12 protein-coding genes are annotated in these 12,868 nt (G+C 40.3%); 4 read left to right on the plus strand and 8 right to left on the minus strand.

The window, feature by feature from the left end; genetic code table 11:
• Positions 1-94: 94 nt before the first annotated feature.
• The 3 genes from PQO03_RS12465 (at position 95) to PQO03_RS12475 (ending at position 4,156) form a co-directional block, all read left to right on the plus strand.
• Positions 95-1,732: an ATP-binding protein gene (locus PQO03_RS12465; RefSeq protein ID WP_274153521.1), complete on the plus strand. Its 1,638-nt coding sequence runs from the start codon at positions 95-97 to the stop codon at positions 1,730-1,732.
• Positions 1,733-1,735: 3 nt separating this feature from the next.
• On the plus strand, positions 1,736-2,791 hold the full coding sequence (locus PQO03_RS12470; RefSeq protein ID WP_274153522.1) for a serine/threonine protein kinase: 1,056 nt from the start codon (positions 1,736-1,738) through the stop codon (positions 2,789-2,791).
• Positions 2,792-2,893: 102 nt separating this feature from the next.
• Positions 2,894-4,156: a cell division FtsA domain-containing protein gene (locus PQO03_RS12475; RefSeq protein WP_274153523.1), complete on the plus strand. Its 1,263-nt coding sequence runs from the start codon at positions 2,894-2,896 to the stop codon at positions 4,154-4,156.
• 51 nt (positions 4,157-4,207) lie between these two features.
• Here PQO03_RS12475 and PQO03_RS12480 read toward each other — a convergent pair whose 3' ends face one another.
• Positions 4,208-5,482 carry a hypothetical protein gene (locus tag PQO03_RS12480; RefSeq protein WP_274153524.1) on the minus strand — a complete coding sequence of 425 codons (1,275 nt, stop codon included), beginning with the start codon at positions 5,480-5,482 and terminating at the stop codon, positions 4,208-4,210.
• A gap of 75 nt (positions 5,483-5,557) precedes the next feature.
• Positions 5,558-6,427, minus strand: a complete 870-nt coding sequence (locus PQO03_RS12485; RefSeq protein WP_274153525.1) for a hypothetical protein — start codon at positions 6,425-6,427, stop codon at positions 5,558-5,560.
• A gap of 332 nt (positions 6,428-6,759) precedes the next feature.
• Here PQO03_RS12485 and PQO03_RS12490 point away from each other — a divergent pair, with 332 nt between their 5' ends.
• Positions 6,760-7,029 carry a hypothetical protein gene (locus PQO03_RS12490; protein ID WP_274153526.1) on the plus strand — a complete coding sequence of 90 codons (270 nt, stop codon included), beginning with the start codon at positions 6,760-6,762 and terminating at the stop codon, positions 7,027-7,029.
• A gap of 469 nt (positions 7,030-7,498) precedes the next feature.
• Here PQO03_RS12490 and PQO03_RS12495 read toward each other — a convergent pair whose 3' ends face one another.
• The 6 genes from PQO03_RS12495 to creB all read right to left on the minus strand — a co-directional run bounded on the left by PQO03_RS12495 (position 7,499) and on the right by creB (position 12,856).
• Complete coding sequence (locus PQO03_RS12495) at positions 7,499-7,948, minus strand: sulfatase/phosphatase domain-containing protein (RefSeq protein ID WP_274153527.1); 450 nt, start codon at positions 7,946-7,948, stop codon at positions 7,499-7,501.
• A complete protein-coding gene (locus tag PQO03_RS12500) occupies positions 7,924-8,997 on the minus strand; it encodes a sulfatase-like hydrolase/transferase (protein ID WP_274153528.1) in 1,074 nt (357 codons plus the stop codon). The genes PQO03_RS12495 and PQO03_RS12500 overlap by 25 nt, the downstream gene beginning before the upstream one ends.
• Before the next feature lie 35 nt (positions 8,998-9,032).
• Complete coding sequence (locus tag PQO03_RS12505) at positions 9,033-9,656, minus strand: prepilin-type N-terminal cleavage/methylation domain-containing protein (RefSeq protein WP_274153529.1); 624 nt, start codon at positions 9,654-9,656, stop codon at positions 9,033-9,035.
• Positions 9,657-9,838: 182 nt separating this feature from the next.
• Positions 9,839-10,519, minus strand: a complete 681-nt coding sequence (locus tag PQO03_RS12510) for a hypothetical protein (protein ID WP_274153530.1) — start codon at positions 10,517-10,519, stop codon at positions 9,839-9,841.
• A gap of 202 nt (positions 10,520-10,721) precedes the next feature.
• Positions 10,722-12,176 (minus strand): two-component system sensor histidine kinase CreC, encoded by a 1,455-nt coding sequence (gene creC / locus PQO03_RS12515; protein WP_274153531.1) that lies wholly within the window; start codon positions 12,174-12,176, stop codon positions 10,722-10,724.
• A complete protein-coding gene (gene creB / locus PQO03_RS12520; RefSeq protein ID WP_274153532.1) occupies positions 12,173-12,856 on the minus strand; it encodes a two-component system response regulator CreB in 684 nt (227 codons plus the stop codon). The genes creC and creB overlap by 4 nt, the downstream gene beginning before the upstream one ends.
• Positions 12,857-12,868: the final 12 nt, after the last annotated feature.

Raw genomic sequence — 12,868 nt, forward strand, 5'->3', positions numbered from 1 at the left:
CTTTTTCTATTTTTAGGCCTGCCGATGTGGAATAAATGGCGAGATCAGCTTTATTATCAAAAAATTATTAAAGTCTAACAGGAACACAAAAGATATGAGCTATCACGCCGATACCGTGCACGGTGAATCCATTCGCATTACGGGCCATATTCCCGAAGATAAACCTTGTTTTGTCATTTCATGTAATCGCGGCGAAATTGCTGCCGATACTTTACGTGCTGCCAAAGAAATCATGAAGCCCCATGTACTCACAGCCACACTGCATACTGCAGGTGATGCTCAGTACCCTTACGTTGAGCAATCCGAGTACCACATTTGTATTGGTCCAGATAACTTCACTCCCGAGCAAGTTGCTGCGGGTCGCGCAAAAACTCCTTACATGGATATCCCTACTTTATTGACGGCTTGTGGTATTGTCCGCAAAATCGGCGAAGATCTCTTCGGCAAAGACGGTTTCAAAATTGGCGTTCATCCTGGTTATGGCATGCTTTCAGAAGAACCTGAATTCGCTAAAGCGATTGTTGATGAAGGTTATATCTTCATTGGTCCAGGTGAAAAAACTCAAGCAATGATGGGCCCGAAAGATAATGCCCGTGATTTAGCGATTGAATCAGGCTTACAAGTTGTTCCAGGTGCGGGTGATATTCGCACCGTAGAAGATGCGCTAAAAGCTCACAAGAAAATGATTACTGATAGTCCCGAACTCGCCGATCGTCGCTTCCGCTTAAAAGCGGTTGCAGGTGGTGGTGGTCGTGGTCAGATCATTTTTAAAGGTGCAGAAGAATTGCCCGCAAAATTTGAAGAAGTTCAGAATATTTCTTACGCACTTGGCTGGCCTTCTCATTTCGTGATGGAACTCAATATCGAAGTTTCCCGTCATTACGAAATTCAACTTTTCAAAGACCTGACTTTTTATGGTCGTGAATGTACGCTTATGCGTTCATCGCAAAAAGAGATCGAAGAATTCTTAGCGCCAGAAAGTTTAATGGACACCGATCCTATTGCCGCTAAGCAAGTCGAAAAAATGCTTTTAGCTGCCCCTAAATTGGCTCGCTTATGTGACTTAGATTCTGTTTCAACACTCGAATGTATTTACGATGAAGAATCTCAGAACTTATATTTCCTCGAAATGAATACGCGTATTCAGGTTGAGCACCCAGTGACAAACCTCGCTACGGGTATTGACTTGCTAAGATCGCAAATCCTTTACGGCTTTGGCGCACCTATCACTCTTAAACAAGAAGATGTGGAATTCCGCGGTCACTCAATTGAAGCAAGAATTACCAACCTTGACCCGTATAGCAAAACTTACGGTCCCATGGGCGGTAAAACTATCGAGCGCTACCTACCTCCAAAAAGAACGGATCGTATGCGTCATTATGGCTATGTGAATAGTGGTAATACTCTTACCAGTTTTGACCCGATGTTTGCGAAATTATTAGGTCGTGGTCACGATCGTCAAGAAGCGATAGAAGCTCTCTTCCGTGCGCTCTCTGAGTTTATTGTAGAAGGTCCTGCCTTCCGTCACAATATTCCTCATCAGCTCTTTGTGATTTGTCACCCAAAATTCCTTGAGCGTGATTATAATTCCGAGACGATGGACGAAATTCGTGAGCTCTTCTTAGAGAAGTTTGTCCCTTTCTTTGACGAAAAATTCGGCAAAGAGAATCGTTATCATTCTCCTATTGTAGCCGATGCAGTCAATCTTTTCTACGGACAGCACTTCCACTAAAACGTGGCCGCAGCTCAAAGACAGATAGGTCCCTATAAAATCATCGGTCGCCCACTGGGCACCGGTGGTATGGCGACTGTATACCGCGTAGACGATGGTAGCGGTCAGCATGCCGCTCTCAAAGTTCTTCACGCTCACCTCAATCGTGAACAAAAAGTTGTTAAACGCTTTAAGCAGGAATTTGCCATTGGTCAAAAGATGGCTCACTTCAATAATTTTGTTAATATGCGGACTTTGGAAAAAGTCGATAATTCCTGGTGCATTCTCATGCAGCTCGTCGAGGGTAAGACTTTGGAGCACCGTTTGCTCGAAATTCCCCAAGCGATTGCGGTGGTCGCAAGCTTAGCCAATGCCCTGCATAGTTTTCATGGCAAAGGCCTTGTTCACCGTGATATAAAACCAGAGAACATAATTTTAAGTCATGCCGGCGAACTGAAAATTATGGACTATGGCATTACCCGTGAACTAGCCAATAATATGACCCGTACAGGTACGGCCATGGGAACACTGCTCTACATGTCTCCGGAGCAATTAAAAGCGGAAAAATCACTTGATCACCGAGCTGATATTTATTCTTTAGGCGTTATTTTTTATCGTCTGCTAAGTAAACGCGACCCCCAGGCTTTAAGTAATAAAGCAGAATATGTGCAAGTCATGGATAGTCGACTGAAGAGAAAGATGCGTCCACTTCCGGGCATCAAAGACGAAAAATTAAATAATTTGCTTGAGCGCATGATGGCGATGGATCCCAATGATCGCCCCAAAGATTGCAAAGTACTCGTGAGTGAATTACAGAAGCTTTCTGCCACTCCCAGTAATATTAAAAAAGTTCTTAGCGCAATAGCTAAAGAAGAGCCGAAGAAAACTAAGGCAGCCAGTAAAGCAAGCCCAAAAGTCAATAAGACAATTCAGCGTGCAGCTACTAAGAATGAGGCAAAAAAGGCGCCAGCCACTTTTATTATGATTGGTTTCATTATTTTTGTTTTGGCCTTTGCAGGGCTTTATTTCTTTGGTCCGCAGCAACTCCGTGACGAATTACAAAAAATAGTCTCTGGATAAAGTTATTTTCATTGATCTTTTTAGAGTCACTGAATTGATTAAATAAGTCTCGAAAGTTACAATGAAGCAGACTTAAAAACTATCTGCGAGCAAGCTTCCCACATGTCATCAAAAAAAACGCCAGTAATCTGTGCCCTCGATTTGGGTTCTATGAATATTCGCGTGATTTTAGCCGAAGTCGTCGAAGGAAAACCGCGCTTGCTTTCTTGTGCGAGTCGCCCATCACTTAAGATCAATAATGGTGATATCCAAGTCGTACAAGTTGTAGGTGAACAACTTCTCTTGGCACTTCAGCACGCAGAAGAATTAGCCCATGATGTGAATATTGATCACGTCTATGTGAATATTTCTGGAAGTGGCTTACATACCGATCTCGCCAATGCGAATGTCTATATATCTGATACTGAGGGCGTCGTTACTGCAGAAGCCATACGTGAATTAGATATTTTGATAAACGATCACAAAATCCCAGCGAACCGCGAATTACTCTGTGTGGAGTTTTGTAAATTTTTCATTGATAATCAAAAAGAAGTGCTCGATCCTACAGGACAAGTGGCGGTCGCACTTTCTTGTGATGGCGTCATCGTTAGTGCCGACCAAAATTATGTCGGTGGTGTACGTCGACTCATTAAAGAAAACTTGGGACGCGATATCATGCGCTTATTGCCCAGTAGCCGAGTCCTTCCTCATGCTTTTCAAAATACTCAAGATCCTGATCGTGGAACTCTGTGCTTAAACTTAGGTTATGGAACGCTGGATTACTCAGTTTATAAAGGCAATAAGCAATACCTCAATACTTTGCCTATTGGCTTGGATCATATTTGTATGGACCTCGCCGAATGTTTCGACCTTCATTCAAAAGAATCAGAAAAACTTTTAAAAGCTTATATCGAAGTCTATGGATCTTTGCCTGAAGGCGAAGATGGCATGATAGAACTTAAAGGTCTACCAGGAACTGCCCCACGACGTGTATCGCTACAATCAGTCGAAAAAGTGGTGGTTGCCCGTCTAGGTGAAATGCTTGCATTTGTTTGGCACGATATCTGTCATGCAAAAAAAGATAGCTCAGTGAGTGCCGTGCTCATCACTGGCGGTGGCGCCAAGCTACAAGTTTTAGAACGTTTGATTCCCGAAGTCATGGGACTGAATTTAAGCAAAGCTCACTACGAGCCTCAATACATACTTCCCGACATGCGTGATGAACCCGAACTCTGGGCAAATTGTCTTGGAACGCTCGTTTCTGGTGCCCGTGATTATGAAGTGAGTGTAAGTAAAGGTAACATGCCCATCGCTAGTCAGTTCATTGCAGAATTCCGACGTGTCGGTGGCTTAGTGACAGACATCTTCTCCCACCTTAAGTGGTAGTATGTTCCTAAGTTTATAAGCCTCAAAAAATAGAGATTGATCAAAGTTTGTCTATGTTTTTTTCCTAAAGATAACTCTAGAAGAAATGAAAATCAGGACTACTAAGCCCATAAAAAAACTTAGGGAAAGACAAAAATCATGCCTAAGGCTTTTAGAGATATTATGAGCTAGTAGGGATATAATGATTGCGCTAAGACTTGCTAACCATAGTATGAATAAGAGTTTATTGATTTCGATTTTATGTTTTGTCAGTCTAAGTACATGGTAAAATACAATCAAGAAAATCAGCCAAGAAATAAAAGCAATGAGGACATCCAACAATAAAGAAGGGGGAGTTTTTTTTACTATTGATTGAATCGAGTGGCTCATAACAAGACAAATCAAAGCCATGAAGAAAGAATAACTTTTGATGATCATAGAAAATGATAAGGTACTAAAAACTTTTCTTTGTTTTAAAAAGTGAGGTAGTAAAAGCATCCCCTGAATAAGCCGACTAAAATCACCATCAATGATGATGGCTTTAAGTTGATTTTTAATTTGGACAACTTTGCTGATAAAATACTTACCAAGAGCTTTGATCTTATCTTTAGACCTAGCAATCACCTTATTAATAAAAATGAAAGAAACGGTATTTTCATCCAGTACTTCGATAGAGGGGCTATTAGCTTCATCATTCTCAAAAGAATCTGGGCGTATTTGTTTTAGACGTGCCATGATCAGAAAGTAGAGCGAGGGACCAAACGCAAAAACCATGACTGCGAAGCCACAGATAATACCAATAAAATTCATCCAGTCTGCACAACAGGTTTTCCTACCCCGAATAGTGATATGAACTCCAAGTGCGATGATAAGTTCTAGCGCACTTCCAGACCATAAGTATGTTTGAATTTTTTTGACTTTATCTTGAGCCTTAACTTTTGATGTGACCCGATAAAAGTACCACGACCAAAAAACCCAAAAAATCACTATGATCAATACTGTGCTTACAAAAAAGAAATCCTTAACGAATACGATTAGAAAAAGAGTACCCATAAGTAAACCAAAAATGAGTAAGGCCATCATGAATGCTGCAGAAATTATGGTGAAATGAATAGAGCGTTGGGGGATGTGTCGTTTTTTACTAATGGCAACGGGAAGACGAAGCATAGTGAATTGGGCGATGCCAAATGCAAAGATGATAAGAAAAAAAAGCCAAATTTCATCATTCTTGAATGGGAAATGGAATAATCCCCTTTTATTAGGAAACGCAAGAGCTTCAAGAGCAGGGAAACACAGCGCTAAAATCAAACAGTAGACTAAGGCAACAACTAAGGACCAGTGCTTCATAAAGGAGGGCTTTGGAAAGAATTTAAGATGAGAGAAAGCTTAAAATAACAATAAAGATATTTATGATTTACTTCATTATTTCTTTACCTCTCCAATTAACTTGCTTCGACCGTGATAATCAGCAAATGCCCAGCCTTTAAACTGATTATTTTCATAGTAGTAATGAATAGTCACATCAAAATCATTAATTTGATTAAATAAATTAATATATATGAAATCATGAGGGCCTTTGCTAGCTGTAATAACAGCCTTGTTTTGTATTTTAACATTTGACTTTATATCTGCCACTACATCATTAATGTTATTTTTTCTAAATATTATTTCATAATTTCTCTCTAAACTAAAGTTTCTTTGAGTAAGTGACTCACCTTTAATTCGATAATCACTTTTTTTAAAATTAATTTTTAGTTCGAATAAAATCTTCTCATCTTTGACGATGTATAAATCTTGATAAAAACTATTTTTAAATTTTTTATTTGAGAGACCCTTGAAAGTGTTTTTGTAATCATCAAGAAAAACTTCGAATTGTATTAGTTGTGCCAAAAGCTTTTTTTGACTATCACTATCAAAATTTTTCGATGACAAAATATTTAAAACCTTATCAAATTCATGCTGAAGATCTGTTATATACTGTTCAAGTAATGTTTCCGAAATATATCGCTGATTATCATCAAACTTAATCGCATCGTCGAAAAAATATTTATAATTATCTATTTTGTTATGGGCATCAGCTAATGTACCTTTAACAGTACTAGACATGCCATCAGCAGTGGCTTCTTCAGTTAATACATATTTTGCAATACGAGTCTGTTTTTTTAAAATTGAAGTATAATCATCTATCATTTCATAAGAATATTTTAAATCATTGCCATTTTTAGAAGTGCAAGAATTTAAAATAAAAACAGTAGCTATAAGCAAAAGTATTTTAACAATTTTTTGTATCATTTTTTCTTCATGGCAGTGGAGGTGGAGGTGGAGGTGAACACTGTTGGCCGATCGCAAAACTCCTATTGGCCGCTTGTTGTATAGACATATCTCCTATGTATAACAGAGATAATTGAGCAGTAGAGTAAGTTTCAAGAAGGCTATATAGCTCATCTGCGGTTGTATTTGAAGTATAAATGACTTCCACCATTACAAAGTCATTTTTAAAATTACATGGGTAAGATATATATTTATTATTCATATATACCTTACCTTTGTCCAATAAGATTAAATTCAAAGGCCAAGCCCTAGGGTTAAGTTGAAAAACTAACTCGTCCTATGAAGCCGGTAAAATGAACGAGAAGCAAGCTTTCCTCTTTGCACCTCATCACGTTGCGGAAGAACTCTACGATCTCAAAAAAGACCCGCACGAGATCAACAACCTTGCAAAAGATTCCGAGTACGCTTCTACGCTGAAAGAGCACCAAGTGATCCTTACTAAATGGATTAAGGCCACTGATGACCAAGGTCAGTACGACGAAACTGTTCCTTTCTTGAAAGGTGTTTTATCACAATGGTCCGACGCTGCAGTTAACCCTGAGTACGCGAAAGCTAGAAAATAATCAATATAGAATCGGTTCCTGTTTCTATAAAAAAAACCATGCCGACATGGGGGAAGTTACATTACCCCACTTTACTTCAATTTTAGACATTATCACGACACCAATTCAAGCTGCTATTGTAGATCCTTTCAATATGAAAGACGATAGACAAAAACGGAAAGCTGCCAAAGAACTAAATGAAAACAAAGATAGATTTCAGGGTTATTAAAAACAACACCTAACCATGAGCTGCAGAGGAATTTCTTCACTTCGCTCGAAATCCCTAATCTCGGTCGTTATGATAGGCTCGTACCTTCAGCACGATCATGTTACTATTGATACTACCTGTGACGCTGCTTCGCTTGTCACAGGTTAAAATAGCACGATGCCCACGGCATGTGAAATACTTAAGTTCCCACTCCTTACGGAGAGTTCGAGAATCTTACCAGACAAGCAAACTAAACGCATCCGCCTGTGCGGCGAGCACCCTTTACTGAGTAATGGGAGCCCATTTTTTTCGGACGGGTGGGATCACTTTGCTGAAATCTAAGTTCGCCTGCTCAATTAATTCAGATCTCATTTTATCTAGAGTCGACTTGTACTCCGGATTCGACGCGAGATTGGTCCATTCATTGGGATCTTCAAGATGATTATATAGCTCTTCTTTACCATTATTATAACGTATATAACGCCAATCCTTGCTACGAGTCGTCCAGTGCTGAAGATCGGGATCCATCTTAGTATGCGGTCCGGCGTACACCATAGTTAAAGCGGTCTTGGGTCCCTGCCAATCATTAGTCTGGGGATTAATCAAGAGCGGCTTCATACTAAAGCCATCCAATTTCGCGCCTTGTTCATTTTTACGTGTATCCCCCTTGAGATTACATAAATCTACGAGAGTTGGATAAAGGTCAATCAAAGCAACTGGATGCTCGGCCAAGTGCCCTGCCTTTTCTCTTTGAGCGGGCTCGAATTTACTGCATCTATCACTTGCCCTATGCAATCATCTACTGCCGCAATACTCGCTAAGTATGCCTGCGTAAAAGCGCGAATTCCCGCTTCCTGATTGGGGTAGGATTGCTTGAGCAACTCAAAATATTTCAATCCTTTCTTATCACCATCAAATACCTCGGTATAAAAAGTATCGCTCGCATCATTTTTTTTGATTATCGGCAACTGTATTTTATCCAAGGGAAACATGTCAAAATATTTTTGCGGTACGTGAAGTGGTGTGTGGGGACGAACAAAGCCCACCCCCAAGAAGAAGGGTTGATCCTGGCCATTTTTTTCAAATGATTTGATCTGCGCTGCGGCCCAAGCGGCATTCTCTTCATCTGGAGTCATGTCACGTCTTGCTGAATCATCAAAATTCAAACTTCGATCTTTGACTTTCCACGATCCTCTAAGCCAACCTTCCCCCTGAGCCCTATTTTTAGGTATAGCTTCCAAAGCTCCAAAAGATCCATCAATCGCCCCTATTGAATTAAAGGGTGCGGGTACGCCGGGGTGGGCTACCGATGCCTTTCCATTTAATGAATAAAAGGGGCCATAATCAGCCTGCTTATTGTAATACGGCCAAACATTTTTTGTAAAGTGGTGAAGTAGCTTTCCCGAGCCAGTGACATAATAACCATTATCGGCAAAATGCTCCATCATTGTCTTAGAATTTTTAAGTATTGCATTCTGAAACCACTTACCCCAAAATAAGTTCTTTGAGGTATGAGGATAGATACCCGTGAAAACGCTCGCACGTGATGGGGCACAAACCGGGTTGTTGCTATAGGCTCTTTTAAACATCACCGCAGATTCTGCAAAGCTGGCTAAGGCGGGAGTCTGGCTTTGATCGTGCCCCTTCATCCCCGAAATATAATCGTTGAGATCATCGCACATGATAAAGACCACATTGGGTCGCTTTTTATCCATCGATGCCGCAGAGGCCCATACTGAACCACATAGCGCGGCCACTAAAAAACTAAATTTGAAATTCATATATATAAGATCATTTTTATTATTAATAAGGACATTTAAGGCAACCAAAAATCTGCCGTTGCATCATTCTTGCTTTGTAAATAGGTACTTCCCAAAGCCGCTACGTGACCATCAATAAAGCCCACATTCGCTTTATTATCATGACGCGCAATACGCTTTTCTTGATCACTATCTAATACCTTATCCGCCGTTAAAGTCGTTGCCCAAACTACCGGCATGATATTATAAGAATCCATCAAGAGCATGGTATCTGATCCGTGACTCGTATCCATGGGCACTGGAATTTGCCATGCGCCATCATCATAGGCTAATTTCGCATTAAGCCCAATTGAGCTTGCCCAATATTTATCTGTATCCTGAATCGGTGAACCATTGGGACAGGCACGTAAATCTACTTCAAAGTTGGGCAAGTAATTCCCTGAAGCTAGCTGCCTAAACCAATTCAGGCCATCATCATACCTCACTGGAGCATAGTTCTCATTATCTTCTGCATACATAGCCACTGCTACTGAGTGCTGCTTGATTTTATTTGTACAGATCGCCTGTTGAGCCTTTTTTCGCGCCTTCCCTAAGGAAGGAAGTAATAGACTCGCCAAAATCCCTATAATGGCCACTACCACCAAGAGTTCAATAAGAGTGAAAGGTGTAATCTTTTTCAAAATATATCTCCTTGTCTTTTTAAAAGAAAACCAAGTGAAAACAGGAAAGTGACTAAGTGGCTCACATTTATTTTTTCTTCGCTTACTCATCTAATCTACGTGACCAATGATCAATCTGTTAATTTTCAAAAACAATTCTTGAGTTAGTTTAAAGTAAAACCAGCCTAAAGTATATGAATGACTTATTTCTTTAGACGATCCTGATACATGGATGCTGAAATTTCGCGGGTCGCCTTATTAATATAATTAAAATATAACGGACTTTCGTATAAACTTATATATTTATTTAGGTCGTCTCCTTTTAAACTTTTAGGTTTTGTAAGTTTATAAGCTGAATATCCATGGTGCTCCGCGTTAAATATAGAGTTGTAATGCTTGTAATCACTTAAATTTTCGTTAACGGTAAGGTGTCTAGATGTATTAATTATTACCTGAGGAGAAGGGAGAGGTATATTAGACATCAATAATGATGCTTCGTTATTATCAATAGACCTTAATAACTTTTTTAAATCTCCAATAGTGGTGTTTTTCGTCACATACACATCATACGTTGGGGGATTTAAAGCGGACCATCTCAATGTTTTTTCTTTTAAACTTTTCATACTCTGTATGATCTCACCATTGAATAATGTCTTTCCACCATCCATTACTAATTGAGGATTAGATGTAAAGTTATTTAAAAATTCTAAGCGAAAAGTATTATCTCGTAGGAATTTAAATTTTATCGGCCGACAAAATAAATCGTTTAAGGAACCTAGTTTTAGTGATTTTTTGAATTCTACTTTTACACAATGTGATTTTAGCTTATTGTTAAGCTTTAAGATACTTTGGTCATCTGCATCATCATAAACAAAGTTATTCACACTGTTTCCATATACTGAGTAGCCACATATTATAAATAAAAAAATCATCGTTAAATATTTGGTCATTTTTATAAGCCTATTTTTATCATTCCAAGTATACGACTAACGAGAATCAGATACAAGATTTCCATCATCATCGTAAGTGAAAGATTCAGAAGCTTTTGGTATGTAGACGATACCATTGTGAATCTTAATATGATACTTAGAGATTAATCGGAAAACTGACTCTGACTTGGGTCCCTTTTTTGTCTGTAGGGGAAAGAAATTTGATTGTGGACTGATGATGAGTGAGGATTTCGCGGACGATGGCAAGACCGAGGCCGGAGCTTTTGCGGCCGTTATTGGGGCGTGGTAAAGAGTAGAAGCGGTCAAATATCTTTTCTAAGGCATAATCGGGGATGCCCGAGCCCTGATCGTTAATAGTGATGTGATAGCAATTATCATCTCGTTCCATTTTGACTTCAATCGTGCTCTCTTCAGGCGAGAATTCAACGGCGTTTTTGATGAGGTTATTGATCGCTAATTGGAGTAGAAAATCATTGCCTACAATGGGAGACTCGTCGACTTCGCTTTGCCAGGAAAATTGATAGTGGGGAAAGCGCTCACGGCTTTCGTCGAGGATTTTTTGACAGAGTTTTTTTAAGTCGAGTTTTTGCATCTCCATTGGCTTAGCTTGATTCTCTAGGCGACTGAGAAAGAGAATATTTTCCACCATTTGCGTCATTCGCGTTGTTTCTTTACGAAGATTGGAGCAAAGTTTTTCGGCTTGCTCCGGGGACGCTTCATCCAAGAGTTCCAAGGCCCCATGCATGGCCGCAAGGGGACTTTTGAGTTCATGACTTAAGGTTTGCATATAGGATTCAACATAGGCTTTGCCATCGAGTTTTTTGAGGATTTCTTCCATGGTGTGAGCCAATATTTTTATTTCACCATAGGGAGTAGCGGGAAGTTGTGGGCGTTGGCCTTCACCAACGGATTTGGCGTAATCAGTGAGAGCTTCGATGGGACGAACAATACGGCGCGTGAAATAAAAACAGAGTAGAATAAGTAGTGCAAGAGTCAGTAAGGCGGTGCGGATAATTTTTTCTCTAGCTCTATCTAGATAGAGGCTCAAGCGCTTGACGGGTTTGACGTAAGTAATGGTGCCAGAAATGTTTTTATTGTGGTCGTAAATGGGGAGGCTGACATGCAAGACGGAGCTCGAGGGAAGATCTTTGTCTGCACGGGTTGCTCGTGCTCCGTAATCTCCGGCGAGGGCTAAAGTGATATTTCGCCAATGACTAAAATCATTGCCCATTTCCTGATTATTGGCAGAGTGGAAAATGATTTTTCCGGTGGCATCAGTGAGGTATAATTCGGTATCGCTACCCCATTTTTCGAGAGCATAGATTTGTGCTTTAGGAGTGAGCTTAGGTTCTTGGGAATGTTGATCAAAAGTATTTTTCAGCGGAGCAAGCGCCATGGGATCAGAGTCTGAACGCAGTGCGTAAATGAGCGAGCGCAGGGTGAAGACTTGATCATACATCAGTTCTTCGCTGGCTTCTAGATAATGACGGCGGGCATTAGTATTGAGTGAATCAGTAAATAAATAAATGGCCAGAGCGGAGATAATACCGAAGGTTAAAATGATTCGTTGTTTAATGGTGAGGCGAGTCATTCATTATCCTCAAGAGAATAACCAAAACCACGGTGAGTGACAATGAGGTCTTTGCCAATAGTTTTTTTAAGCTTAGCACGCAAGCTTTTAACGTGGGCATCCACAGTACGTTCCATTGCCGAATTGGGATCTTGCCAGGCCCGCTCTAGAAGTTGCTGACGACTAAAGATACGACCAGGATGTTCTGCTAAGGCTTCAATTAGGTGAAACTCATGGGCAGAGAGTTTGAGTTTAAAATCGCCATAAGAAGCGGCAAAAGTCTGTGAATTGATATGAAGCTTAGAACTATGGGAGCATTCAGTTTTGACTTCAAAAGAATTTTGCGTACGTCGCAAAACACTTTTCACTCGGGCGGCCAATTCACGTGGGCTGAAGGGCTTGGTGACATAATCATCTGCGCCCAGTTCCAAGCCAACAATGCGATCTATTTCATCTGAACGAGCAGTGAGCATAATGACGGGAATATTTTGCGTAGTGCGCAATTCACGGCAAAAGTCGAAGCCACTACCATCGGGTAGGCCGATATCGAGAATAATGAGTGCAGGGGCTTCATCCACTAAAAATTCATGAGCTTGAGCAAGGGTGGGTGCCCAAAGATTTTCGAAGCCTTCTAAATCCAGTGCGATGCGAATATTATCGGCAATGGAGGGCTCGTCTTCAACAATTAAAATTTTGGGCATAAAAACTCCTGT

The sequence above is a fragment of the Lentisphaera profundi genome, from assembly GCF_028728065.1.
GTDB classification, from domain to species: Bacteria; Verrucomicrobiota; Lentisphaeria; order Lentisphaerales; family Lentisphaeraceae; genus Lentisphaera; species Lentisphaera profundi.